This window comes from Aeromonas sp. FDAARGOS 1411 (assembly GCF_019047125.1).
GTDB classification, from domain to species: Bacteria; Pseudomonadota; Gammaproteobacteria; order Enterobacterales; family Aeromonadaceae; genus Aeromonas; species Aeromonas veronii.
Genome location: NZ_CP077214.1, coordinates 2,145,032 through 2,170,687, shown reverse-complemented (window position 1 = coordinate 2,170,687; position 25,656 = coordinate 2,145,032). Strand labels below are relative to the sequence as shown.

The 25,656-nt window shown below is 58.1% G+C and carries 22 protein-coding genes; 7 read left to right on the top strand and 15 right to left on the bottom strand.

From position 1 onward, the window contains the following. Nucleotides 1-106: 106 nt before the first annotated feature. The 6 genes from I6L41_RS09580 to I6L41_RS09555 all read right to left on the bottom strand — a co-directional run bounded on the left by I6L41_RS09580 (nucleotide 107) and on the right by I6L41_RS09555 (nucleotide 7,232). The gene (locus I6L41_RS09580; RefSeq protein ID WP_158113220.1) at nucleotides 107-1,144 is read right to left on the bottom strand and encodes an HlyD family secretion protein; all 1,038 of its coding nucleotides are present in this window, start codon (nucleotides 1,142-1,144) and stop codon (nucleotides 107-109) included. A 3-nt stretch (nucleotides 1,145-1,147) separates the two neighbouring features. After that, nucleotides 1,148-1,486 carry a DUF3302 domain-containing protein gene (locus I6L41_RS09575; RefSeq protein ID WP_005337862.1) on the bottom strand — a complete coding sequence of 113 codons (339 nt, stop codon included), beginning with the start codon at nucleotides 1,484-1,486 and terminating at the stop codon, nucleotides 1,148-1,150. Between the two features lie 223 nt (nucleotides 1,487-1,709). Beyond that, complete coding sequence (locus I6L41_RS09570) at nucleotides 1,710-3,131, bottom strand: carbon starvation protein A (protein WP_005350521.1); 1,422 nt, start codon at nucleotides 3,129-3,131, stop codon at nucleotides 1,710-1,712. Between the two features lie 140 nt (nucleotides 3,132-3,271). Next, entirely contained in the window at nucleotides 3,272-3,976 is a 705-nt protein-coding gene (gene btsR / locus I6L41_RS09565) for a two-component system response regulator BtsR (protein WP_216963626.1), read from the bottom strand. A 2-nt stretch (nucleotides 3,977-3,978) separates the two neighbouring features. After that, nucleotides 3,979-5,643 (bottom strand): sensor histidine kinase, encoded by a 1,665-nt coding sequence (locus tag I6L41_RS09560; RefSeq protein ID WP_216963623.1) that lies wholly within the window; start codon nucleotides 5,641-5,643, stop codon nucleotides 3,979-3,981. Nucleotides 5,644-5,996: 353 nt separating this feature from the next. Further along, entirely contained in the window at nucleotides 5,997-7,232 is a 1,236-nt protein-coding gene (locus I6L41_RS09555) for an HD-GYP domain-containing protein (RefSeq protein ID WP_042080247.1), read from the bottom strand. A 231-nt stretch (nucleotides 7,233-7,463) separates the two neighbouring features. On the opposite strand from I6L41_RS09555, the gene I6L41_RS09550 reads away from it, so the two are divergent. Beyond that, the gene (locus I6L41_RS09550) at nucleotides 7,464-9,080 is read left to right on the top strand and encodes a phosphoethanolamine transferase (RefSeq protein ID WP_075115491.1); all 1,617 of its coding nucleotides are present in this window, start codon (nucleotides 7,464-7,466) and stop codon (nucleotides 9,078-9,080) included. A gap of 72 nt (nucleotides 9,081-9,152) precedes the next feature. On the opposite strand, the gene I6L41_RS09545 is transcribed toward I6L41_RS09550, so the two are convergent. The 3 genes from I6L41_RS09545 to nagB are packed head-to-tail and all read right to left on the bottom strand — an operon-like array spanning nucleotide 9,153 to nucleotide 12,327. Next, nucleotides 9,153-10,367: an ROK family protein gene (locus tag I6L41_RS09545; RefSeq protein WP_005334312.1), complete on the bottom strand. Its 1,215-nt coding sequence runs from the start codon at nucleotides 10,365-10,367 to the stop codon at nucleotides 9,153-9,155. A 4-nt stretch (nucleotides 10,368-10,371) separates the two neighbouring features. Further along, nucleotides 10,372-11,517 carry an N-acetylglucosamine-6-phosphate deacetylase gene (nagA, locus tag I6L41_RS09540; protein ID WP_111899656.1) on the bottom strand — a complete coding sequence of 382 codons (1,146 nt, stop codon included), beginning with the start codon at nucleotides 11,515-11,517 and terminating at the stop codon, nucleotides 10,372-10,374. Between the two features lie 9 nt (nucleotides 11,518-11,526). Continuing rightward, complete coding sequence (gene nagB, locus I6L41_RS09535) at nucleotides 11,527-12,327, bottom strand: glucosamine-6-phosphate deaminase (protein ID WP_005334308.1); 801 nt, start codon at nucleotides 12,325-12,327, stop codon at nucleotides 11,527-11,529. A gap of 273 nt (nucleotides 12,328-12,600) precedes the next feature. On the opposite strand from nagB, the gene nagE reads away from it, so the two are divergent. The 3 genes from nagE (at nucleotide 12,601) to glnS (ending at nucleotide 18,881) form a co-directional block, all read left to right on the top strand. Next, a complete protein-coding gene (gene nagE / locus I6L41_RS09530) occupies nucleotides 12,601-14,079 on the top strand; it encodes an N-acetylglucosamine-specific PTS transporter subunit IIBC (RefSeq protein WP_216963621.1) in 1,479 nt (492 codons plus the stop codon). Between the two features lie 121 nt (nucleotides 14,080-14,200). Then, nucleotides 14,201-16,864, top strand: a complete 2,664-nt coding sequence (locus I6L41_RS09525) for a beta-N-acetylhexosaminidase (RefSeq protein ID WP_216963618.1) — start codon at nucleotides 14,201-14,203, stop codon at nucleotides 16,862-16,864. Between the two features lie 355 nt (nucleotides 16,865-17,219). Beyond that, complete coding sequence (glnS, locus tag I6L41_RS09520) at nucleotides 17,220-18,881, top strand: glutamine--tRNA ligase (protein ID WP_064336856.1); 1,662 nt, start codon at nucleotides 17,220-17,222, stop codon at nucleotides 18,879-18,881. Nucleotides 18,882-18,997: 116 nt separating this feature from the next. Here the strand turns inward: glnS and fur are convergent, their stop codons facing one another. After that, the gene (gene fur / locus I6L41_RS09515; RefSeq protein ID WP_005334301.1) at nucleotides 18,998-19,426 is read right to left on the bottom strand and encodes a ferric iron uptake transcriptional regulator; all 429 of its coding nucleotides are present in this window, start codon (nucleotides 19,424-19,426) and stop codon (nucleotides 18,998-19,000) included. A gap of 241 nt (nucleotides 19,427-19,667) precedes the next feature. Between fur and I6L41_RS09510 the strand changes: the two genes are divergently transcribed. After that, the gene (locus tag I6L41_RS09510; protein WP_005334300.1) at nucleotides 19,668-20,141 is read left to right on the top strand and encodes a DUF4442 domain-containing protein; all 474 of its coding nucleotides are present in this window, start codon (nucleotides 19,668-19,670) and stop codon (nucleotides 20,139-20,141) included. Nucleotides 20,142-20,231: 90 nt separating this feature from the next. On the opposite strand, the gene fldA is transcribed toward I6L41_RS09510, so the two are convergent. The 4 genes from fldA to I6L41_RS09490 are packed head-to-tail and all read right to left on the bottom strand — an operon-like array spanning nucleotide 20,232 to nucleotide 22,172. After that, a complete protein-coding gene (gene fldA, locus I6L41_RS09505) occupies nucleotides 20,232-20,756 on the bottom strand; it encodes a flavodoxin FldA (protein ID WP_005334298.1) in 525 nt (174 codons plus the stop codon). Nucleotides 20,757-20,795: 39 nt separating this feature from the next. Then, a complete protein-coding gene (gene ybfE, locus I6L41_RS09500) occupies nucleotides 20,796-21,092 on the bottom strand; it encodes a LexA regulated protein (RefSeq protein WP_005334297.1) in 297 nt (98 codons plus the stop codon). Between the two features lie 20 nt (nucleotides 21,093-21,112). Next, the gene (locus I6L41_RS09495; protein ID WP_005334296.1) at nucleotides 21,113-21,334 is read right to left on the bottom strand and encodes a DUF2788 domain-containing protein; all 222 of its coding nucleotides are present in this window, start codon (nucleotides 21,332-21,334) and stop codon (nucleotides 21,113-21,115) included. Nucleotides 21,335-21,389: 55 nt separating this feature from the next. Then, entirely contained in the window at nucleotides 21,390-22,172 is a 783-nt protein-coding gene (locus I6L41_RS09490) for an alpha/beta fold hydrolase (protein ID WP_234920384.1), read from the bottom strand. 274 nt (nucleotides 22,173-22,446) lie between these two features. Here I6L41_RS09490 and seqA point away from each other — a divergent pair, with 274 nt between their 5' ends. After that, nucleotides 22,447-22,956, top strand: coding sequence for a replication initiation negative regulator SeqA (seqA, locus tag I6L41_RS09485; RefSeq protein WP_204483853.1), 510 nt, complete (start codon nucleotides 22,447-22,449; stop codon nucleotides 22,954-22,956). A gap of 58 nt (nucleotides 22,957-23,014) precedes the next feature. Then, complete coding sequence (pgm, locus tag I6L41_RS09480) at nucleotides 23,015-24,679, top strand: phosphoglucomutase (alpha-D-glucose-1,6-bisphosphate-dependent) (protein ID WP_216963615.1); 1,665 nt, start codon at nucleotides 23,015-23,017, stop codon at nucleotides 24,677-24,679. An 86-nt stretch (nucleotides 24,680-24,765) separates the two neighbouring features. Here pgm and I6L41_RS09475 read toward each other — a convergent pair whose 3' ends face one another. Continuing rightward, on the bottom strand, nucleotides 24,766-25,647 hold the full coding sequence (locus I6L41_RS09475) for a DMT family transporter (protein ID WP_216963612.1): 882 nt from the start codon (nucleotides 25,645-25,647) through the stop codon (nucleotides 24,766-24,768). Between the last annotated feature and the right edge of the window lie 9 nt (nucleotides 25,648-25,656).

The window sequence follows — 25,656 nt, the reverse complement described above, 5'->3', positions numbered from 1 at the left end:
GGTATGTCGATGTGGGGTGGTGCAAGATGGCGCCATTATAGGGTGCTTGCAGTCACAAAAACAGCGGGCCGGCATGATGCCGGCCCGCAGGGTGCTTGGGTGCTGATCAATGGAACGGGAAGATGTAGTTCATCCAGCTTGCCATGCGCAGCAGCACTTTGCGCATCACAGATACATGGTGGAAGTACTGGGTGTAGACCGCGGCCTGCCCACTGGCACCGGCAATCATCTGATACTTGGCCCACTCGGGGTCGGTGATGGAGATAACCACCGGCAGGCGACCCGGACGCACCGCCGTGGTCTGATCCAGCAGACCGGCGTTGGCCTGCACGTTACCGGCGGCAATGGCCGGAACCACGGCTGTCACCTTGCCTTTGAAGATCTTGCCGGGTACGCCATCGATCACCACTTCGGCCTCATCGCCCACCGCCAGTCGCTGCATGCTGTTTTGCCAGAACCAGCCGACGTAGGCGGTGTCATCCTTGTGGATGAAGGTCATCACCGGACGATACATGAAGGGGGTGGCGATCATGCCGGGGCGCAGGGCCAACTGCACCACATGACCATCGCTCGGGGCATAGACCACGGTTTGTGACTGCTGGTACTTGGCTTCCATCAGCTGGGCCTGCAGATCGTTCAGGGTGGCTTTCTGCTGGTCAATCTGGGCCACGATGTCATCCATGTTGGCCTGGGTGACGTCGAGGTCACGCTGCTTGCCCACGCCACGGCGCATCAGGTCGCTGGCGCGATCCCGATCCAGCCTGGCGGAGCGCAGTCTTGCCTCAATGGACTTGAGGTGCTCGCGGTTGGATTCGACCCGTGCGGTGAGGCTCTCCACTTTCAGGCGGAACGGTTCGTCATCGAGGCGAAACAGCACGTCGCCTTTTTTCACCGGCTGGTTGGCCTGCACCGGAACCTCAACGACCCGGCCCTTGACCAGCGGCACTATGGGGGTGGAGACGTAGTAGTTGCGCGCCATCTCGGAGTAGGGGTGGTTGTAGTTCATCAGCATGATCAGGGTGCCGATGAGCAGCACGCCGCCCAGTGCTGCGGTGGGGACGGTCCACTTGTTGAGTGGGATGCGGAAGATTTTGAATATGGCGACACACAGCGCCGTGTAGGTCAGGATCAGTAGCAGGTCCATGGTTTATCCCTGTTGCTCACTCTGTTCGATAGTGTTGATACGGCTCTTCAGATCCGCCAACTCCTGCTTGAGGGCCGCCAGCTCCTCTTCATCTTTTTGCAACCGCTGGCTAAAGCCCCAGCCGCGATCGGGGCGATAGATGGTTGCCCAGATCCAGAGGAAGGGCCACAGCACATGCAGGGTAAACAGGCTGACCCAACCTGCCACGTGAATGGCATCCTGATGAGGGTGATTCCGATGTTTGGCAATCTCGTAAGGAATATCGTGGATAACGATGACTCCATAAAAAATGACCAGCCCGACAAAGACGAGCAGACCAAGTGCAAAATAATCAAGGGCCATTTATAACCTCCACTGGCATGACGCACAGCTTAATCATTGGTTCCAACAAGCACTAAAGCAATTAAGAATCACACATTTATCGTCAGTTCGCCCGGAATCTTAAAGCTATTCGCTGTATTGAAGCTGAAGCCTTTCAACAGTTGCATTATTAGTCTTTTTGTCATTAAAAAAGGCGCCATCAGGCGCCTTTTTTGTGCTGCTTTCGCTGCATTTTTTGCTGTTTTTACCCTTCGCTGGTACTGCTGACCAGCGGCTGGCGGAACTTCATCAGGAAGGCCACGGTAATGGCTGCCGTTGCAGTCAAGCCGATGATGGTGGAGGTTCCCATCTCCAGCCCGAACCCGATGGGGGCGTTGGCCAGATAGGTGATCACCACAGCAGTCATGAACATGGCGGGAATGGTGCAGATCCAGTGCAGCTTGCCCTCTTTGATGAGGTAGGCAGCAGCGGCCCACAGCATGATGACGGCGGTGGTCTGGTTGGCCCAGCCGAAGTAGCGCCAGATCACCCCGAATTCAGCCTTGGAGATGATAAAACCAAGGATAAACATGGGGATGGCGATCAGCAGACGCTTGGCCAGCGGCTTCTGGGTCATCTTCAGGAAGTCCGCCACGATCAGACGAGCACTGCGAAACGCGGTGTCACCGGAGGTGATGGGCAGGATCACCACGCCGAGGATGGCCAGAATGCCGCCGACTGTGCCGAGCAGGCTGGTGGAGACTTCGTGTACCACGGCTGCCGGGCCGCCGTTGGCCATGGTGGCGTTGAGCGCTTCAGTGCTGTCGTAGAAGGAGAGACCCAGGGTGCACCAGATAAGGGCGATGATCCCTTCACCGATCATTGCGCCGTAGAAGATGAAGCGGCCGGATTTTTCGTTCTGCATGCAGCGCGCCATCAGCGGTGACTGGGTGGCGTGGAAGCCTGATACCGCGCCACAGGCGATAGTGATGAACAGCAGCGGCCACAGCGGCAGTTCGGTCGGGTGCAGGTTGGAGAAGTCCATCCCGGTATTGTAGAAGCCTTTGCCGGAGGCGATCAGGCCAACGATGAGGCCGACCGACATGAAGACCAGCAGGGCGCCGAAGATGGGGTAGAAGCGACCGATGATCTTGTCGATGGGCACTATGGTCGCGAGGATGTAGTAGGCAAAGATTGCCACAATCCAGTAGACCAGATCGGTGGAGGTGAGGTTGGCCAAGAGGCCTGCCGGGCTCAGCACGAATACCACGCCCACCAGCATCAGCAGCACCACGGCAAACAGGTTCATGAAGTGCTTGGCGGCAGTGCCCAGATGTTCACCGACCACGGTTGGCACCGAGGCACCCTTGGCGCGCACCGACAGCATGCCGGAGAAGTAGTCATGTACCGCACCGGCGAAGATGCAGCCAAAGACGATCCACAGCATGGCGACCGGGCCGTAGAGGGCACCCAGGATCGGGCCGAAGATGGGGCCGACGCCAGCGATGTTGAGCAGTTGAACCAGATAGACTTTCTTGTCCGACATCGGGACATAGTCCACCCCGTCAGCCATGGTGATGGCGGGGGTTTTCAGCTCGGGTTTCGGGCTGAATATCCGTTCGATGAATTTGCCGTATATGAAGTAGCCGGCCACAAGTAAGCCGACACAGAGGAAGAACCAGATCATTGCTACGCTCCTGCATTGTTATTTTTAGGTGTGCGCAGCCACTCTAGGACGTTGGTCTGTTAATGGCAGGTGAAAAAAGATGAGCGGCGCCATGGCGTGCCGAGCGGTCGGCGGCTGTGATCAGGCGCACACTCCACGGTTCACTCCAGCCCTAGTCGCTCCTTCAGCTCTTTCAGGTAGCGGCGGCTGACTGGCACCCGGGCGCCGCTCGGGGTGACGATCTCTGCCAGCTGGTTATCGAGCAGCCGGATCTCGAAGATGGCGTTGGGGGAGACCAGATACTGGCGGTGGCAGCGCAGCAGCAGGCTCTTTTCTTCCAGCGATTTGAGGGTGAGCTGGGTGTGGAAGAGCTCGCCCTGACAGGCCACATGGACCCCGCCCAGATCGGAGAAGGCATACTCCACCTGCGCGATGGGCAGCAGCCTGACCCGATTGTGCAGATAGCCCGGAATATGTTCTATGGTGGGGGCCAGCCGCTCGATGGGCTGCGGGGAGATATCCTGCTTGAGGCGAGCGAGGGTCTTGGCGAGCCGGGCGGGCTCCACCGGCTTGAGCAGGTAGTCGAAGGCGTTCTCTTCAAAGGCCTGAATGGCATATTCGTCAAAGGCGGTGACAAAGACGATGCGGGGCAGGGGGTCGAGCATGGCGACCAGCTCCATGCCGCTCAGCTTGGGCATCTGGATATCGAGGAACACCACATCAGGCTTGAGGCGCTGAATAAGCGGCAGCGCCTCGATGGCGTTGGCCGCTTCCCCCACGATCTCGATGGCAGGATCGCAGGCCAGCTGTTGCCTCAGCTCTTCGCGGGCGTAGTGTTCGTCATCGACTATCAGGGTGCGGATCATGGTTACTCCTTGGGGATGGTGAACGAGACCCGGGTCCACTGCTCAGGCTCGCAGGCAATAGTCACGCCATAGCGCTCGCCAAAGGCGCTTTTCAGTCGCCGATCGACAATGGTCATGCCCAGACCGTCGCCAGCGGGGTGCGCTTGCCAGGTGCCTGCATTATCTTCCACATGGATGGTGACGCTGGCGGGTTGCTCATCGGTATAGAGGCGAATGCGCCCTTGCTCCAGCAGGGTCGAGACGCCGTGCTTGATGGCATTCTCGATCAGCGGTTGCAGGGTGAAGCTGGGCAGTCGCAGTGTGGCCAGATGGGGCGGGATCTCGTTTATCACCGTCAGCCGATCGCCAAAGCGGGCCAGCTCGATCTCCAGATAGGATTGGCAGTGCTCCTGCTCCTCCTGCAGGGTCGCAAGGCCGCTCTGGCGTTTGAGGTTCTTGCGAAAGAACAGCGACAGGTGCAGCAGAAGGTCTCGCGCCTTGTCCGGATCGCGCCGGGTGATGGCACTGATGGTGTTGAGGGTGTTGAACAGAAAGTGGGGGTTGATCTGGGCCTGGATCAGCTTCAGCTCGGACTGCACCAGCAGCCGCTGATGCTGCTCCAGCCGACCGGCCAGCAACTGCTGTGACAGCAGGTTGGCAATCCCTTCACCCAAGGTGTGGTTGATCTTGAGAAACAGCCGCTTCTTCGGCTCGTAGAGCTTGATGGTGCCGATCACTCCTTTGTCCCCCTGCAGCGGGATCACCAGCACCGAGCCCAGCTGGCATGCGGGGGAGAGGCTGCAGCGATAGGGCTGACTGTTGCCATCGGCAAACAGCACCTTGTTCTGGGCGATGGCCTGCATGGTGATGGCTGACGCAATGGGGGTGCCCGGTAGGTGGTGATCTTCGCCGGTGCCGATAAAGGCGAGGATCTGCTCGGTGTCCGTGATGGCGACCGCCCCCACGCCGGTCTCCTCCTGAATGATGCGGGCAATCTTGTTGCTCGCCTCCGGGGTAAAGCCCTGACTCATGATCCCCACTGTACGGTTGGCGATATTGAGCGCCTTGGCGGAGAAGACCCTGGAGAACTTCTCATACATCCGCTGCTGGTCGCGGATCATGCTGATAAAGAGCGCCGCGCCGCAGGAGTTGGCCAGAATCATCGGGGTGGCGATGGTGCGCACCAGCAGCAGGGATTTGTCGAACGGGGTCGCCACCAGCAGGATGATCACCATCTGCATGATCTCGGCGTAGAGGGTGGTAAAGAAGGCGATACGCGGTTCAAACAGGGTATCCGTTCGCCCCGAGCGCATCAGTCGCCAGTGCACTATGCCCCCGAGCAACCCCTCGCAGGTGGTGGAGATGGCGCAGGCGAGATCGGTAAATCCCCCCAGCGTATAGCGGTGCAGGCCGCCGGTCAGCCCCACCAGAAAGCCCACCAGCGGTCCCCCCAATAATCCCCCCAAGACGGCGCCGACCGCCCGGGTGTTGGCGATGGCATCGTCGATATCGAGGCCCACATAGGTGCCGAGGATACAAAAGCTGGAAAAGATGATGTATATCAGTATCTTGTGAGGTAGTCTCACGGAATAGTTGGCAAGCGGGCGCAGCAGCGGGCTTTTCGAGAAGAGATAGGCGATCACCAGGCTGACGCTCATCTGTTGCAGCAAGGAGAGAACCAACTGCATAAAAAACGCTCCTCATAAGCCAGCTGAAAAAATAGCCAGCCCGTGAATAAGTGTGATCAGGATCTTGTTCTGTTGGCCCAACTGGGCGCAACGGGCCGCCAGTTTGCCAGAACAAGTGGATAAAACCATATCAAATCAGCATGTTAAATTGATATTTGTGTAAGCGGCAGCGGGTTGATATTGATGGATGGAGCATGAATGTATCCACTGGATACGCCACACGGAGGTGGCATGCTCCGCCCGGCCCCTTGGCTGGGCGTTTTTTATACATGGTCAGTTGGCAACCTTCTGATGGGGGTTTGAGCAATTATTCCGGTTTGTCCAATGAGTTATCCCCAGCTTCTGGGGATAACTCAGAATGCAAAGTAGTAGCAGAAGCGGCGGGTCAGGTTAAAGAACTGCCGTTGTCCCTCATCCAGCTCTTCCTGTTTGATAAAAGCAGTGATGGTGCGTTCATCTTCCCGCAGATCGATCATGGCAACGGCTTCCGGCCGCTGGGCCTTGATATAGGGCAGGATCTTCGGCTTGAGGGGCATGGTGGGTTCGGTAGAGAGCACCAGCGCGATGCTCTCGTCGGAGAGTTTCACCAGTGATCCCGGCGGATAGACCCCCAGCACCTTGACAAGCAACTTGACCAGATTCTGGTCGAACTTCTTCTGGGATAACTTGTAGAGCTGGCTGATGGCCTGACTCGGCGCGGCCGGGTTGCCGCTGTTGCGGGGATGGAGCAGCTCATCGTAGAAGTCGACTAGTCCGATCAATCGCGCCAGCGGCGGGATCTCCCCGCCCTTGATCCCGAGCGGATACCCGCTGCCGTCGAGCCGCTCGTGGTGCAGATGGGCGACCTGACGGATTTTCGGTTCAAAGGCGTTGAGCTGGGTCAGCATGTCAAATCCGTACTGGGGATGCATATTGAGGAAGTTCTGCTCGGCCTTGTTGAGATCCCCCCGTTTTTGGGTGATCTGGCTCGGGATTTTCAGTTCGCCGATGTCGTGGATAAGTCCCGCAAGTCCCGTCTCCTCAATCTCGATGGGGTTCATGCCGAGTTCGCGGGCCATCAGCATGGCAATGAAAGCCACATTGAGGCTGTGTTGCAGCAGGATATCGGTGTGGGGGCTGCGAATAAGGTGGAGCCCGAGAGGCCCTTCATGCTGACTGAGGGTGAAGGCGGCATTGCGGACGATCTGGGCGGTATTGGCCAGCCCCTCATCCGGTTTGAGGTTGAGCGCCCCGAGTGCATCGCGCAGCTCGCTCATGGATTGGCCAAAGGCTTTGTCGGCGGCGCGCATGGAGCGGCGAAAGGCCTTTTCGTCAAAGGGGGGCGGGCCCGAGGCAATCAGCTCTTCCAGCTCATCAAGATCAGGCCCGGCATCCGGGATATCGCCGCGCAGTAGCGGCTCGATGGGCAGATCGCTCTTGTCGGGGTCGACCATCAGCAGGGTGAGATCAAGATGACGGAGAATGTCGAGTTGCTGCTGGTCCTTGATCTTGAAGGTATTGAACATAAATGGGTGGTTAGTCCATCCCGTGGGGAGATGGATATAGTGGCCTACTCTCAATTGCTCTATCGAGGCTTGGATCAGTGCCATCGGTTAACCTGCATTTCGTGAATGCCTACTCAACAAGCTAGCAAAATCCGATGGATAGACAACTAAAAATCCATTTCGGTGCCGCGGAGCACTCCGTGCTGTGATGGGGCGCACGAGCGCCGTGCTTCTCCTCTTAATTCGCGCTTAAGTTTTACTTCCTACGCTGGCCCTGTCCGTTTTTGTTGGCTTGGCCGGCCCGCTGCACTGCAGGCCGGTATGTAGGAGTTGTTTATGCGTGTAACTCTCGGTGTACTGCAGACCAATCTGTTGCTGGTGCTCTTTTTCGCCCTGGTACTGAACTGGCCAGTCTTTTTGCATTTCTATACGGTGCTCAGCGCCTTGACCCATGTCAAAGCCGGATTTGCCATCTCGATCCCGCTGGTGCTGATCGCGGCGCTCAATGCCGTGTTTATTCCCTTCACGTTCCGGTTTGTGCTCAAGCCCTTTTTTACCGTGCTCATTCTGACTGGCTCTATCGTCAGCTACGCCATGCTCAAATACGGCGTCATCTTTGATGCAGGCATGATCCAGAACATAGTGGAGACCAACAGTGGTGAGGCGGGGGCCTATTTGAATGGCTCGGTTGCGCTCTGGTTTCTGCTGACCGGGCTGCTGCCTGTTCTGGTGCTCTGGTCACTGCGGATCCGCTATCCGGCTCGCTGGTATCAGGGGTTGGCGTGGCGGGCAGGTGTATTGGCTATATCTCTGCTGTTTATCGGGGGCGTCGCGGCACTTTACTATCAGGATTACGCCTCGGTCGGTCGCAACAACAAGTCGCTGGCCAAAGAGATTGTGCCTGCCAACTATGTGCACGGCCTCTACAAATATGGGCGGGATGTGCTGTTTGCCACGCCGATCCCCTACCAACACTTGGGGACCGATGCCAGGGTGGTGGCCCGGGGAAGCAAGCCGACTTTGATGTTCCTGGTGGTGGGGGAGACGGCGCGCAGCCAGAACTACTCCCTTAACGGGTATGGCAAGGCAACCAACAGCTTCACGGCCAAAGAGCAGGGGGTGGTGTCGTTCAGGAATGTGCGCTCCTGCGGTACGGCCACCGCCGTCTCGGTGCCCTGCATGTTCTCCAACCTCACGCGCCGTGGCTACGATGACCAGCTTGCCAGCTCCCGTGACGGCCTGCTCGATGTGCTGCAACATGCCGGGGTCTCGGTGTTGTGGAAAGAGAACGATGGCGGCTGCAAAGGGGTGTGCCGCAATGTGCCGACCATCGAGATCCTCCCCAAATCCTATCCTGCGCTCTGTCAGGGGGAGTCTTGCTATGACGAGGTGCTGCTGGAGGGGCTAGATCAACAGATTGCAGGCATGAAGGGCAACAAGCTGGTGGCCTTTCATCTGATGGGCAGCCATGGCCCGACCTATTTCCGTCGTTACCCTGCCAGCGAGCGCGCCTTTATGCCGGACTGCCCGCGTAGCGACATTGAAAACTGCAGCAACGAAGAGCTGGTCAACACCTATGACAACACCATCCGCTACACCGACAAGGTGGTGGGACTGCTGATAGACAAGCTCAAGTCGCTGGAGAGCCAGTACGATGTGGGACTGGTCTATCTCTCCGATCACGGCGAATCCCTCGGGGCCATGGGGCTCTATCTGCACGGCACGCCCTACAAATTTGCGCCGGATGATCAGACCCGGGTGCCGCTGCTGACCTGGTTCTCGCCCCAGTTACAGGCCGATCGCCAGCTTGATATGGGTTGCCTGGCGGCGGAGGCGAGCAGTCAGCGCTTCTCCCATGACAACCTCTTTCACTCCATGCTGGGGATCATGGATGTGCAGACCCGTGTTTACGACAACAAGCTGGATCTGTTCAAGCCATGTCGGGCGGGCTAAACCGCCAGCAAAGCACACAATAGAAAACGGCAGCCACTGGCTGCCGTTTTGTTATCTCGCAAGATCAGAGCCTTACTTCTGCTCCATGATGATCTGCAGCAGATCTCCCTCCAGCAGGGCGCGCTTGACCAGCGCAAAGCCGCCATAGGTCGGCTGGTTCTGGAAGCGGGCTTTCACGATGGGCAGGCCACGGTGGAAGCTCGGCAGGGATTGATGCTCGACACAGCGACGAATTGCCGGGAAGAGGATCTCTTCGGCGGCGGTGATTTCACCGGCGATCAGCACCTTCTGCGGGTTGAACAGGTTGACCGTAATAGCCACCGCTCGTCCCAGATGCTCACCCACGTTCTCGATCACGCTGCGGGCCAGCTCATCACCTGCCAGTGCCGCCTTGCACACCTCCTGAATGGTGATGTGTTTCTCTTGCAGTGCGCTCTGGTGACCGCGGCTGATGAGCTCCTTCACCTTGTCGATGATCGCTTCGTTGGAGGCGATGGTTTCGAGGCAGCCGAAGTTGCCACAGTGGCAGCGCTTGCCGAGCGGCTCGACCTGAATATGGCCGATCTCGCCGACGTTGCGGTTCTGACCGAGGAACACCTGACCCTTGGTGATGATCCCCGAGCCCGTCCCCTGATGGACGCTCACCAGAATGGAGTCCATGCAGTCGCGGGACTCGCCGAAGAAGTGTTCGGCCAGCGCCAGTGAGCGGGTGTCGTTGCCCACATAGCAGGGGAGGTTGAAGTGGTTCTCAAGCAGCTTCGCCAGTCCCAGATTGCGGATCTGGTACTTGGGGGTGTAGATGACCATACCGGATTCCGGGTTGACCAGACCCGGCATGGTCAGCGCGATGCTGATGAGGTTGCGACAACGTTCGCGGTTGGCATCGATAAAGGCGCCAATCTCTCGCAGCAGCATGTCGACTACGGGTTGCTGGTCGATCTCGGTCACCTGAATGACGTGCTGGTCGAGCTCCTTGCCATCGAGGTCATAGAGACTCAGTTGCAGGTAGCCGCGGCCCAGCTTGGCAGAGACAAACTGAAAGCGATGTTTGATGGTGGTCAGGGAGATGGCACGCCGCCCGCCGGTTGAGGCTTGCGGAGAGGTCTCCTTGATCAGGCCATGCTCGATCAGTTGCCGGGTTATTTTGGTCACGCTGGCCGGGGCCAGCTGACTCAACTCGGCAATCTTGACCCGGGAGATGGGGCCTTGCAGGTCGATGAGCCGATACACGGCTGCACTGTTGACCTGCTTGATAAGATCTACGTTTGCTATTTGTCCGCCAGTCATGATGTCACTGTTGTGTGTAGTGTCCGTTAACCACGGTCCCACGGACCGTGAAGTCCTGATCGAAGACAGTGAGGTTGGCTACTTTACCGACCTGGATACTACCGAGACGTGAGTCCCATCCAATGGCGCGAGCGGGGTAGAGGCTGGCCATTCTCAGTGCTTCATCGAGCGGTAATCCGACCTGCTTGACCAGATTTTCCACCCCCTCAATCATGGTGAGGGAGGAACCGCCGAGTGTACCATTCTCGTCGACACACTGACCATCGCGTAAAAAGACGGTGGTGCCACAAAAATCAAATTTCTCAAAGCCTTCCGGCGCTCCGGCTGCCGCGGTGGCATCGGTGACCAGCACCAGTCGCTCCCCCAGCGCCTTGTGAGCCAGACGCACGTTGGCCCAGTGCACATGGTGGCCATCGACGATGATGCCCGCATAGACATCCTTGCGATCGTAGATGGCACCCACGACGCCCGGCTCGCGACCGTTGAGGGTCGGCGTCATGGCGTTGTAGAGGTGGGTCGCAAAGCGAATACCGTTATCGAACCCGGCCATGGCCTGATCGTAACTGGCGGCAGTGTGACCGGCCGAGACCAGAATGCCCGCTTCCACCAGACGGCGGATATGGGCCGGCTCGTTGCGCTCCGGTGCCAGGGTGATCTTGGTGATGGCATCCGCGTTGGCGCAGAAGAAGTCGATCATCTCGTCCGCTGGCTGACGAATTTGCGCGGCAGGGTGGATCCCCTTGCGCTTGAGGTTGGTGTAAGGCCCTTCCAGATGGACGCCCAGCACCTCGTTGGGGTGTGCCGCCATGTAGTCACGGGTCACAGCAACGGCCTGCTTCATGTCCGCATCCGGACTGGTGATCAGGGTCGGCAGGAAGCTGGTGGTACCGGATTTGAGGTTGGCCGCCTGCATGGTTGCCAGGGTCTCGACCGTGATCTCGGTGTTGAACATCACCCCGCCACAGCCGTTGAGCTGCACATCGATAAAACCGGCGGTCAGGTTGGCGCCTCTGAGGTCAATCTGCTCGATGCCCGCAGGCAGTTCGGCCAGGTGAGAGATGGCGACAATCTTGTCGCCCTCGATAAGCACCCCGTAGCCGGTCAGCACGCAGCTGCCGGTGTAGAGGGTGCAGTTGGTCAATGCGTACATGACGACTCCTTACAGACGGCCGATGTTGGCGGCTTCCAGCTGCTGGAAGTAGCGAACGGTCTTGACCTTGAGCTCCATGGTGGAGGGCTCGTCGCACACCATCATTCCCTTCGGATGCAGCTGCAGGGTGGAGATGGTCCACATGTGGTTGACGCTGCCTTCCACGGCGGCCTGCAGGGCCAGTGCCTTGCCGTGACCGGTGACCAGGATCATGATCTCTTCCGCATCCATCAGGGTGCCGACACCCACGGTCAGGGCCAGTTTGGGCACCTGCTCCATGTCGCCACCGAAGAAGCGGGAGTTGGCGATACGGGTATCTTCGGTCAGGGTCTTGACCCGGGTACGGGAAGAGAGGGAAGAGGCCGGCTCGTTGAACGCGATGTGGCCGTCGTTGCCCACACCACCCATGAACAGGTGGATCTTGCCGTAGGACTTGATCTTGTCTTCGTAGCGCTTGCACTCGGCCACCAGATCCTCGGCATTGCCGTTGAGGATGTTGATGTTTTCGGGACGAATGTCGATGTGGCTGAAGAAGTTGTTGTGCATGAAGCTGTGGTAGCTTTCCGGGTGATCTTCCGGCAGGCCGACGTACTCGTCCATGTTGAAGGTGACCACGTTCTGGAAGCTCACTTCACCGGCTTTGTGCAACTCTATCAGGCGCTTGTAGGTGTTGAGCGGGGTGCCACCGGTGGGCAGGCCCAGTACGAAAGGGCGATCGCTGGTTGGCTTGAACGCGTTGATGCGGTCAACGATGTAACGAGCAGACCACAGGCCTACTTGGCTGGCAGATTTCAACGGGATCAGGCGCATATGGGATACCTCTGTGTCGGGTTGCGACCGGTTTGGCGGTGGCAATTGGCTAAGACGGATTCAAGTTGTTTTATAGCGTAAATAAAGATTGCGAACTAAGCCACATCTATCCACCACCTTTATCTTGTTTGGGTGATAACGATCACGATTATCGGTTTATTAATTTGCGCAGCGAAATAAAAGCCCTAGACTGCCAAACAAGCCTTGATGGCTTATGCGTCAAACGTGATAAGCACTTAATTTCTAGAAAAACATTAACTAAGGAGAGGAACCGTGAACATTCTCGGTTATTTGCAAAAGATCGGCCGTGCCCTGATGGTGCCGGTAGCGGTATTGCCTGCCGCAGCGATCCTGATGGGGGTTGGCTACTGGATTGACCCGAATGGTTGGGGTGGTGACAGTGCGCTGGCTGCCTTCCTGATTAAAGCGGGCGCAGCCATTATCGATAACATGTCCGTACTGTTCGCAGTCGGTGTCGCTTACGGTATGTCCAAGGATAAAGACGGTTCTGCTGCGCTGGCAGGTCTGGTCGGCTTCCTGGTCGTTACCACCCTGCTGAGCCCGGGCGCTGTGGCCCAGATCAAGAGCATCCCGGTGGAGCAGGTTCCTGCCGCGTTTGCCAAGATCAGCAACCAGTTCGTGGGTATCCTGTGTGGTGTTATCGCCGCTGAGCTGTACAACCGCTTCAGCAGCGTCGAGCTGCACAAGGCACTCTCCTTCTTCTCCGGTCGTCGTCTGGTACCGATCGTAACCTCCGTGGTGATGATCGTCGTATCCTTCATCCTGATGGCCGTATGGCCGGCAATCTATGGTGGTCTGGTCTCCTTCGGTGAGTCCATCGTGAGCCTGGGCTCTACCGGTGCCGGTATCTACGCCTTCTTCAACCGTCTGCTGATCCCGATCGGTCTGCACCACGCCCTGAACTCCGTGTTCTGGTTCAACGTGGCCGGTATCAACGACATCCCGAACTTCCTGGGTGGTCAGGCTACCATCGATGCCGCTCTGGCCGCAGGCAAGAGCCTGGAGCAGGTGAAAGGCGTGGTCGGTATGTACCAGGCTGGCTTCTTCCCCATCATGATGTTCGGTCTGCCGGGTGCTGCGCTGGCCATCTACCACTCCGCCAAGAAAGAGAATAAAGAGAAAGTTGCTTCCATCATGATCGCAGCTGCCTTTGCCTCCTTCTTCACCGGTGTTACCGAGCCGCTCGAGTTCTCCTTCATGTTCGTGGCGCCGGTACTGTATGTCATCCACGCCGTACTGACCGGTATCTCCGTGTTCATCGCTGCCTCCATGCAGTGGATGGCCGGTTTCGGTTTCAGTGCCGGTCTGGTGGATATGGTGCTCTCCAGCCGTAACCCGCTGGCGACCAACTGGTACATGCTGATCCCTCAGGGTCTGGTCTTCTTCGGCCTCTACTACACCGTGTTCCGCGTAGTGATTGCCAAGCTGAACCTGAAAACCCCGGGTCGTGAAGATGACGAAGAGAGTGTTCCGGCTGCCGCTCAATCTACCAACCGTACCGAGCTGGCCAAGCAATACCTGGAAGTGCTGGGTGGTCAAGAGAACCTGGTCTCCATCGATGCCTGCATCACCCGTCTGCGTCTGACTCTGAAAGACCGCAGCATCGTCGATGAGCGCAAGCTGAAAGCCCTGGGTGCGGCAGGTGTGGTCAAACTCGGTGAGCAGAACCTGCAGGTGATTCTGGGCCCATTGGCCGAAATCATCGCCGGTGAGATGAAAGCCCTGCGTTAATCGAGAGACTCGCTCACCTCAAGTCTAAGTCCATTGTTGACATAACTAAGGGCCCCGCTCAGGGGCCCCATATAAAAAAGCCAAGAAAATCCAACCTTTACTTCAAATGAGAGCAGCAGTTATGAACTTGAAACATTCTCTGTTAGCCATTGCCATGTCTACCGTTTTTGTCAGCCAGGTCCAGGCAGCCGATGCCGCCAAGCAGGCCGTGGTCGACTCCCTCGCCAACAACCTGGTGGTCAAGTATGAAGTGGTCACCAACGACGGTGCCGGTGCCGGCCTCGATTGCCAGGCGCTCGGTTCCGAGTGGGCGAGCTGTGGCGTTGCCAAGCTGCACCTGACCAATACCGGTGCTGACGTCACCTCCAAAGACTGGAGCATCTACGTCTCCTCCATCCGTCGTATCCAGCGTGTGGATAACGACCAGTTCACCATCACTCACCTGACCGGCGATCTCTATCGTTTGACGCCAACCGAGAAGTTCCAGGGCTTTGCCAAGGATGCCACGGTCGAAGTGCCGCTGGTGGTGGAATACTGGGTGCTGTTCGAGTCTGACATCATGCCGAACTGGTATGTCGCCAGCGAAGGTGCCGAGCCGAAAGTACTGGCCAGCATGAGCAACATCAATGATGCCAGCACCTACGAGAAGCCGATGCCGGCTGATGGCTGGAAGCGTACCAAGGATGACAAGAACATCCTGATGAACAGCGAGACCCGTTTCGCGGCCAACCAGACCAGCACCCTGCTGCCGGCTGGCAAGATTGACAACCAGATCCTGCCGACCCCGATGAAGCAGGTAGTCAAAGCGGGCCCGCAGGTTGACTTCTCCACCATCAAACTCAATGCCCTGGACTTGCCGAGCGATCGCGCCGAGGCCCTGAAGGCTCAACTGACCAAGCTGGGTGTTACCCTCTCCGACACCGGCTACCCGGTGACCATCAAGCTCGGCAGCAAGCTCAAGGAGGCTGAAGGCTATGACATGACCATCGGTCAGAAGGGCACAGTGATCCAGGGTCGCGACATCGACGGGGCATTCTGGGGTGCACAATCCCTGATCTCCCTGCTGGGTGTTGATGACAAGCTGGTGAGCCCGATGACCGTCGAGGATGCGCCGCGCTTTGAATACCGTGGCATGCAGACCGACGTGGCCCGCCACTTCCGCAGTCTGGATACCATGAAGAAGCTGGTTGACCAGATGTCTGCCATGAAGCTCAACGTACTGCACCTTGGCCTGACCAACGATGAAGGCTGGCGTCTGGAGATCCCGGGTCTGCCGGAGCTGACCCAGGTCGGTAGCCAGCGTTGCCACGACGAGTCCGAAACCAAGTGCCTGATGCCGCAACTGGGTTCCGGCCCGACCAGCGACAACCAGGGTTCCGGTTTCTACAGCAAGTCTGACTACGTGGATCTGGTGCGTTATGCCAAGGCCCGCGGAGTGACTGTGATCCCCGAGATCAACATGCCGGCCCACGCTCGTGCTGCCGTGGTCTCCATGGAAGCGCGCTACAAGCGTCTGATGGCGGAAGGCAAAGAAGCCGAAGCCAACCAGTTCCGTCTGACTGACCCGGCTGACACCTCCAACGTCACCTCCGTCCAGTTCTACGACAAGATGTCCTTCATCAACCCTTGCCAGCCGGGTGCTGCCACCTTCGTGGCCAAGGTAATGGATGAAGTTGCCCAGATGCACCAGGCCGCCGGTCAGCCGCTGACCGCATGGCACTATGGTGGTGATGAGGCGAAGAACATCATGCAGGGCGGTGGCTATCAGGATCCGGCCGTCACCAAGAAAGAAGAGCTGGTCGCCTGGAAAGGCAACGTCGACTCCAGCAAGCAGGACAAGCCGTTTGGCAAGTCCCCGATGTGCCAGAAGATGATCGACGAAGGCAAGATCAAGGAAGTGGGCGAGCTGCCGGTTTACTTCGCCAAGGAAGTGGGCCAGATGGTCAAAGACCGCGGCTTCTCTACCCTGCAGGCGTGGGAAGATGGTCTGAAGTACGCCAGCGGTGCCAAGGACTTCGCCACCGACAACACCCGTGTCAACTTCTGGGAAACCCTCTACTGGGGTGGCTTCAATGAAGCGATGAAGTGGGCCCACAAGGGTTACCAAGTGGTGCTGTCCAACCCGGATTACCTCTACTTCGACTTCCCGAACGAAGTACACCCGGCCGAGCGTGGCTACTACTGGGCTACCCGTTTCAACGACACTCGCAAGGTGTTTGCCTTCGCCCCGGAAAACCTGCCGCAGAACGCCGAGACCTCGGTTGACCGCGACGGCAACGCCTTCGTGGCCAAGGGTGACCAGGATCCGGTCAAGTTCAAGGGGATCTCCGGTCAGCAGTGGAGTGAAACCGTGCGTACCGATGCTCAGTACGAGTACATGGTCTACCCGCGTATCTTCTCTGTGGCCGAGCGTGCCTGGCACAAAGGTGGCTTCGAGCTGGATTACGTGAAGAACCGCGAGTTCTCCGGCGAGACCAAGTTCGTCAACAAGGCCACCCTCAACAAAGAGTGGAACCAGTTTGCCAACGTACTGGGTCAGCGCGTGTTGCCGAAACTGGATCAGGCCGGTGTTGAATACCGCCTCTCCGTACCGGGTGCCAAGGTAGTGAACGGTGTGCTGGAAGCGAACGTGGATCTGCCGGGTCTGCCCATCCAGTACAGCCTGGACGGTACCAACTGGAGTGCCTATGACGCCGCGGCCAAGCCGAGCGTGAATGGCAAGGTCTACCTGCGTACCACCAGCTTCGATGGCAAGCGCACCAGCCGCGTCACCGAACTGAACTGATAGCAGTCAACCGTTAACATGAGGTGGGTCGCAAGACCCGCCTTTCCCAAGGGCGATGGCGCATCGGATTTGGGAAAGGTTGACTGTGCGTGTGAGCCTTTGTTGTGTGTAATTGTCTGTTTTGTGTTTTTCATCACTTTCAGCCCCGCCTAGTGCGGGGCTTTTTTATGCATTTGGGGTGCAATGTGCCAAGCCACGCCGTTTTTAGCGGCGCAATGGCCGGGAAATGGCCCGGAAGTGCCAAATTCAGGTTGAGACAGCGCCCGTAATAAGGGATCATATCCGGCTTGACGGCGGGGGGATGAGGGTGCCAGCCGGCACAACTTCCGCCAGTGACGCTTTTTTGAGGTGAGCCATGAGTCAGGCGAACAGCCCAACTAACTTTATTCGTCAGATCATTGATGAAGATCTGGCCAGCGGTAAGCACAGCAGCGTGCATACCCGTTTTCCGCCCGAGCCGAACGGTTATCTCCATATCGGCCACGCCAAATCAATCTGCCTGAACTTCGGCATCGCCCGCGACTATCAGGGCCAGTGTAACCTGCGTTTCGATGACACCAACCCGGTGAAGGAAGATATCGAGTACGTAGAGTCCATCAAGCAGGACGTACAGTGGCTCGGCTTCCAGTGGAACGGCGAGATCTGCTACTCCTCCGACTATTTCGACAAGCTGCACGGCTACGCCATCGAGCTGATTGAAAAGGGTCTGGCCTATGTGGACGAGCTGACGCCCGAGCAGATGCGCGAGTACCGTGGCACCCTGACTGAAGCTGGCAAGAACAGCCCGTTCCGAGATCGCAGCGTGGAAGAGAACCTGGCGCTGTTTGCCAAGATGAAGAACGGCGAGTTCGCCGAAGGCACCGCCTGCCTGCGCGCCAAGATCGACATGGCATCCCCCTTCATGGTGATGCGCGATCCGGTTATCTACCGCATCAAGTTTGCCCACCACCACCAGACCGGTGACAAGTGGTGCATCTACCCGATGTATGACTTCACCCACTGCATCTCGGACGCGCTGGAAGGGATCACCCACTCCATCTGTACCCTGGAGTTCCAGGACAACCGTCGCCTGTACGACTGGGTGCTGGACAACATCACCATCGACTGCCATCCGCGTCAGTACGAGTTCTCTCGTCTGAACCTCGAATACACCGTCATGTCCAAGCGCAAGCTGAACCTGCTGGTGACCGAGAAGCACGTCGATGGTTGGGATGACCCGCGCATGCTGACCGTCTCCGGTCTGCGTCGTCGTGGTTACACCCCGGCCTCCATCCGCGAGTTCTGCAAGCGCATCGGCGTCACCAAGCAGGACAACATCGTCGAGATGAGCATGCTGGAAGCCTGCATCCGCGAAGACCTCAACGAGCATGCGCCGCGCGCCATGGCCGTGCTGCATCCGGTGAAAGTGGTCATCGAGAACCTGGCTGCCGACGAAGTGCTGACAGCCCCGGCCCACCCGAGCAATGCCGAGATGGGTACCCGCGAGCTGAACTTCACACGCGAGATCTTCATCGATGAAGCGGACTTCAAAGAAGAGGCGAACAAGCAGTTCAAGCGTCTGGTGCTGGGCAAGGAAGTGCGTCTGCGCAATGCCTATGTGATCAAGGCCGAGCGCATCGAGAAAGATGCCGATGGCAAGGTCACCTGCATCTACTGCTCCTACGACCCCGAGACCCTGGGCAAGGATCCGGCCGATGGCCGCAAGGTGAAAGGGGTGATCCACTGGGTCAGCGCCACTCACTCCCTGCCAGCCGAAGTGCGTCTCTACGACCGTCTGTTCAAGGTACCGAACCCGGGCGCCGAGGATGACTTTGAAGCTGCGCTGAACCCGGAATCCCTGGTGATCATCGAGGGGGCCCGTGTCGAGGCTTCCCTGAAGGACGCCAAGCCGGAGCAGGCTTACCAGTTCGAGCGTGAAGGTTACTTCTGCGCCGACAACAAGCTCTCCAGCCCGGAGCATCTGGTGTTTAACCGCACCGTTGCCCTGCGTGACTCCTGGGGCAAAGTCGAAGGCTAAGCCGATAGGGCAGGGGAGACCCTGCCCTGTGCGATGCCAACGGCCTGCGCCGGACAATAAAAAAGCCAGCATCAGCTGGCTTTTTTATTGTCCGTTATCTGCAAGTCGCGGGCGACTTATTCGTCGTGCTTGCACTCACCGGTAGCACAGTGACCGTAGAGGTAGAGGCTGTGGTTGGTGAGACGGATATTGAATTTCTTGGCGATCTCGCGCTGACGCTGTTCGATCACTTCGTCGGAGAACTCGATCACCTTGCCGCAGTCAAGGCAAACCAGGTGGTCGTGGTGCTCCTGAGTGGCCAGCTCGAATACCGACTTGCCACCTTCGAAGTGGTGACGGGTAACGATACCGGCATCATCAAACTGGTTGAGAACGCGATAGACGGTAGCGAGACCAATCTCTTCACCCAGGTCGATCAGTCGTTTATAGAGATCTTCGGCGCTGGTGTGCTGGCAATCCGGCTGTTGCAGGATTTCCAGGATTTTGACCCGGGGCAAGGTGATCTTGAGCCCGGCCTTTTTTAACGCTTGGTTGTTGTCTGCCATATTCTACTTATTCGCATTCTCGAAGGTGGGGTTATTCTGATGGACTGCCGCAGGAATGGCAACCTTGAACTCGCTTGGCCTGTCATTATAGGTCGTAGCCTCCCTAAAAATAAACCCAGCAATTCAAGGGGTTTAGCCATAAAGGGCCGGTTGGATTGAAATAATCAATCGTGTCGTCCGACTTGCTGGCATGGCAGATGTTGATAAGATGTAACTTTCATATTCTGGTCGGATGAGATCCATGGATTGGCTTTTTGACAATGCGGCCTGGGTGCGCCGCGCACTCAACGCCTGGCCCCCTTTCTGGGGCGCCGGTATCAAGATAGAGACCCTGAGCGATGACTTTCGCTACTGCCGGGTGACCCTCAAATCCCGCTGGTGGAACAAGAACGCCAACCGCACCCAGTTTGGCGGCAGCATGTTTGCCATGACTGACCCCATCTATCCGCTGATGCTGATGGGCTACTTCAAGAATCGCTACTACGTCTGGGACAAGGCGGGCAGCATCAACTACATCAAGCCGGGCAAGGGCAAGCTGGTGGCCGAGTTCAACCTGACCGAGGGCAAGCTGGCCGAAATCGTGGCGGCGACCGAAGGTGGCAACAAGCACTTCCCCGAATTCGAGGTGACGGTACAAGACAAGAGCGGCGAGCTGGTGGCGCAGGTCAAGCGCACCCTCTATGTGCGGGCCAAACCGGAGCACAGAGGTGAATAACAGGGAAGAATGAAGGCAGGCATCGCAACAAGCAGATACAACAAGGGCCCCGTCGGGGCCCTTGTTGTCAGAGGTATGAGGGGAAGCGGATTACTCCAGCTCGCCCAGGCACATCTCTTCGTGCAGCTGCTTGCACCAGCCCTTGACGCGCTCGGCAGTCAGCTCCGGCTGGCGATCTTCATCGATACCCAGACCGACAAAGTGCTTGTCATCGACCAGTGCCTTTGAGGCTTCAAACTCGTAGCCTGCAGTCGGCCAGTGACCGATGATGATGGCGCCTTTGGCTTCGACGATGTCACGCAGGGTGCCCATAGCGTCGAGGAAGTACTCGGAATAGTCTTCCTGATCACCGCAACCGAAGATGGCGACCAGCTTGTTGGTGAAGTCGATTTCGCCCAGATCGGGGAAGAAGTCGTCCCAGTCGGCCTGGGCTTCGCCGTAGTACCAAGTCGGGATGCCGAACATCAGCAGATCAAAGCTCTCGATGTCGGCCTTGCTGCTCTTGGCGATGTCACGGACTTCAATCAGGTTTTTGCCCAGCTCTTTCTGGATCATCTTGGCGACAGCTTCGGTGTTACCGGTATCGCTGCCAAAAAACAGACCTACACTTGCCATAGTGTTTAGTTACCCGTATTTGGTGTTAATGCTCAACGCTCAGACTGCAATGTCCACCGCAAAGGCGGACTCAATCTGTTGTTTCAGGATAGATTGGATCAGCTCGGCTCGGCTGATGTTCTGTTGTAACGCAAGTTGGTTCAGGCGCTCCAGCAACTCGGCCTCCACCTTTAACTCTACCCGCTTCAGCCCATTTTCCCGATCGCGCTTAAGCTGGTTACGCTTGTTGATCTTGAGCTGGGTCTCGCGGGGGAGTGGATTGGTCTTTGGCCTGCCGGGGCGCTTCTCATTTGCGAACAGATCCAGTGTTGTTCGATCAGTTTGCTGTTTGGCCATACATCACAGATGAAAATAAGTTAGCCGAGTCCTGAGCCTTCCCAGCCCAGTTCGATCAGCCCCTTGGCGACAAAACCCGCACAACCCAGAAACAGTACCAACCAGACGATAAAACGACCGAAACGGGGCACGTTGCCGCGCTTGAGCACGTCCTGAATGGCCAAGCCAATCAATATGAAAATGGCCACAAAGAATAACTTGAGGCCCAAACTTTCGATCAGGTCGATATGTTCACTTAGCATGGATTGCGCACACTCCTTATGACCGGCGCACTATATCACAAAGGATTTGAAACTGTTAACCGCCTGTCGACAGGAAATCCACAACCAATTTGTTGAACAGAGCCGGTTTTTCCGCATGCAGCCAGTGGCCGGTACCCGCGATGACACGCACCTTTGCCGCCGGGAATTGGGCCAGTGCCGCCTCGCTGTATTGGGGCTGCATATAGTCAGAATCCCCCCCTTTGATAAAGAGCACCGGCCCCTCGAAGCGGCGTTCATCCTCTGCCCAGCCCATGATGTTGGCGTAGTTCTCCTCAAGGGCGGGCACATTGAAGCGCCAACCCCAGCCCTGCTCGCCTCTGGCGAAGGATTTGAGCAGGAACTGGCGTACCCCGGCGATCTCGATGTGCTGCGCCAGCATGGCTTCCGCTTCACTGCGGCTTTGCGGCGGCGTGCGCAGTGTGGCGTTGAGTCCGGCAAAGACATTCTGGTGGCGGGAGTGGGGATAGGCGACCGGTGCCATGTCGGCCACCACCAGCTTGGTCACCCGCTCTGGCGCCAGCTTGGCGACCTGCATCCCTACCTTGCCACCCATCGAGTGGCCAATCAGGGTCGCTTCGGCAATCTCCAGCCGATCCATCAGGGCCAGGATATCGGCTGCCTGGGCTGGATAGCTCATTTCGCTGCTATGAAAGGAGGCTCCGTGGTTGCGCAGATCGACGCTGATGACCCGGTATTGTTCGCAGAGGGCACGGGCCAGCAGGCCGAGGTTGTCGAGGCTGCCAAACAGCCCGTGGATCAGAATGACCGCCGGGCCCTGACCCTGCTCCTTGAAGTTCAATATGCTGTTTTGTTGCAAAATGACACCTTGTCGGTCGTGGGTGCGTATCGCTGTTTTATTTAACGCACTGGAAAGAAAAGGATTTCGTCCAACGGATGGGGAATAAATGTGGTTTTTTTTCTAAAAAATTCCGTCCGGATCGGCTATCAGTGCGGCTGATCACATACTTGGCCCGCTATTATGCCGTATTCTCGATGAGATTCATGTACATCTGCCAGCCCCTTGCTTGGGCTGTCGGGTTTGCCTATGTATAATCGCCGCATCCGAATTTCGACGAGTCCAGCGCATCCCTATGAAAACCATCGAGCTTGATGACGATCTCTACTTCTATATCGCCAGCCAGACCCGGCACATTGGTGAGAGTGCCTCCGATATCCTGCGCCGTCTGCTGGAACAGCCTGCTAACCAAGGTGTGCCGGTTGCCGAGCCAGTTGCCGTCGCGCAGCCCAGTGCGGTAGCCACCCAACAAGGGCTGCAAGCCCTGCTCGATTCAGGTGAGCTGCAAAAGGAAGAGAAGTCCATCAACCGCTTTATGCTGGTGCTCAGTACCCTCTACCGGGATAACCCGGAAGGCTTTACCCAGGCAACCGAAATCAAGGGGCGCAAGCGCGTCTATTTCTCGCAGGATCCCGAGGCTCTGCGTGCCAGTGGCAGCACCACCAAGCCCAAGCCGGTACCGGAGACCCCGTTCTGGGTGATCACCAACACCAACACCAGCCGCAAGCAGAACATGGTGGCCCAGCTGATGGCCAGCATGGGCTATGGCGAAGAGGTGATCGTGCAGGTGTGTGGCGCAATTTAACGATTCTTCAAGACTCAGGCCTTGCCCGGCAAGGCCGCCATTACGCAAGGAAAACGCCATGGCTCAGCATTCCCACGCCGGTCAACCGGCCCGTTTAAGCGACCTGACCAACATCCCCCGTCTGGTCAGCGCCTACTACCTCAACAAGCCGGACATGAGCCGCCCCGAGCAGCGGGTTGCCTTCGGTACCTCCGGCCACCGTGGCAGCGCCCTGCACAGTGCCTTTACCGAATCCCATATTCTGGCGGTGACCCAGGCCCTGGTGGAGTATCGCCAGCAGGCCGGCATCACGGGCCCGCTGTTTGTCGGTATGGATACCCACGCCCTGTCCGAATCCGCTTTTGCCAGCGCAGTCGAAGTGCTGGCGGCCAACGGCGTCGAGACCCGCATTCAGGCTGGCCTCGGCTTTACCCCGACCCCGGTCATCTCCCACGCCATCCTGCGCTACAACTCTGGCAAAGAAGGGGCCAGCAAGCCTGCAACGCGCGCTGATGGCGTGGTGATCACCCCATCTCACAACCCGCCGGAAGACGGTGGCTTCAAGTACAACCCGCCCCACGGTGGTCCCGCCGAAGGGGAGATCACCAAGTGGGTAGAAGACCGCGCCAACGCCATTCTGGAAGCGGGTCTGGCTGGCGTGAAACGGATGCCGTTCGCCGAGGCGCTCAAGAGCCCGTTCGTGGTCGAGCACGACTATGTCACCCCCTATGTGGATGATCTGAAGAACGTGCTGGACATGGATGCCATCAAGAACGCGGGTATCAAGATCGGTGTCGATCCGCTGGGCGGCTCCGGTGTCGCCTACTGGGACGTCATCGCCAAGACCTACGGTCTGAACATCGAGGTGGTGAACTACAAGGTCGACCCGACCTTCTCCTTCATGACCCTGGATAAAGACGGCAAGATCCGGATGGATTGCTCCAGCCCGTTCGCCATGGCGAGCCTGATCGCGCTCAAGGACAAGTTCGACATCGCCCTTGGCAACGACCCTGACTACGACCGTCACGGCATCGTCACCAAGTCTGGTCTGATGAACCCGAACCACTATCTGGCGGTGGCAATCCAGTATCTGTTTACCCATCGCACCGGCTGGTCTGCCGATGCGGCCGTTGGCAAGACGCTGGTCTCCTCTTCCATGATCGACCGGGTTGCCGGTGAGATTGGCCGTACCCTCAAAGAGGTGCCGGTCGGCTTCAAGTGGTTTGTGGATGGCCTCTACAGCGGCGAGTTCGGTTTTGGTGGCGAGGAGAGCGCAGGCGCCTCCTTCCTGCGCAAAGATGGCACCGTCTGGACCACCGACAAGGATGGCTTCATTCTGGCGCTGCTGGCGGCGGAAATTCTGGCGGTCACCGGCAAGGATCCGCAGGCCCACTACGACGCGCTGGAAGCCAAATTTGGCCGCTCCAGCTACCGCCGTATCGACGCCCCGGCCAACAGTGCCCAGAAAGCGGTGCTCTCCAAGCTGGATCCGGCGTTGGTGGAAGCCTCCACTCTGGCCGGTGAGCCCATCATCGCCAAGCTGACCAAGGCGCCGGGCAACGATGCCGCCATTGGCGGCCTCAAGGTGGTGACCGAGAACGGCTGGTTCGCGGCGCGCCCCTCCGGCACCGAGTCCATCTACAAGATCTATATGGAGAGCTTCAAGGGCGACGCGCACCTCGACCTCATCCAGCAGGAGGCCCAGCAGATCGTCTCCGCGGCACTGGCCAAGGCCGGCGTATAAGCCACCTTCCAGTCGCTGACCGCTGACTAAAAAGAGGAGCCGCAATGGCTCCTCTTGTTTATGCATGGGTTGAGGTGGTCTGGTGTTTACACCTCGTGACAGATCCCTGTACTCGCTCGGCGGGCTTGCCAACGTTTGAAGAAGGAGCGTGCTGGCAGTTTCATCAGGAACAGGGAGAGCAGGATCGCCCCGATGCCGATCCACTGGCTGACATCCAGAGTTTCACCCACCATCAATACCCCAAGCGACACAGCCATCATGGGATTGGTGAGGGCCAGCATGCCCATCACCTCCGGGCCGTGGTGCTTTAATCCCCACAACCAGGCCCAGTAGCCCAGCGCGGTGTTGAGCAGGATCAACCAGAGCAATCCCGGCGCACTGGCCGGATCCGGTAATGGCATTGGGCCAGCTAGCCACCAGGCGAGCGGGATCAGCATCAAGCCCCCAAGCAGCAATTGCCAGGCGGTCAGCGCCAGCAGATCGTTTACCGGCCAGTGGCGCATCCAGCGGCTGGATTGGCCGATCAGCACGGTGGCCAGCATGGCGCATGCAACTCCGACAGGATCCAGATTGGCAGAGGGGTTGAGCAACAGTAATACCCCAGCCAGCCCCATCAATCCCAGCAGTAGCCATTTCAGGCTTGGTCGTGTGCCATCTTGCAACCAGGCCAGTAGCATCAGCACCAGCGGCAGGGTGGCACCAAGTGTACCTGCTACTGCTCCCGGCAGCCGGAAGGCCGCCACAAACAGCAAAGCGAAGAAAGCGGCAATGTTGCAAAACGCCAACAGGAACTGCTTGCCCCAGGGCAGAGGCGGCATGCGCGGATGCAACAGTAACAAGAGCAGCCCGGCAGGCAGTGCCCGCCATACGGCAACCCAGTAGGGTGAGTAGTCAGTCAGGTAGAGGCTGACGACAGCATAGGTGCTGCCCCACAGCAGTGGAGCCAGCAAGGCGATCAGCATTGGCATTATTTATCT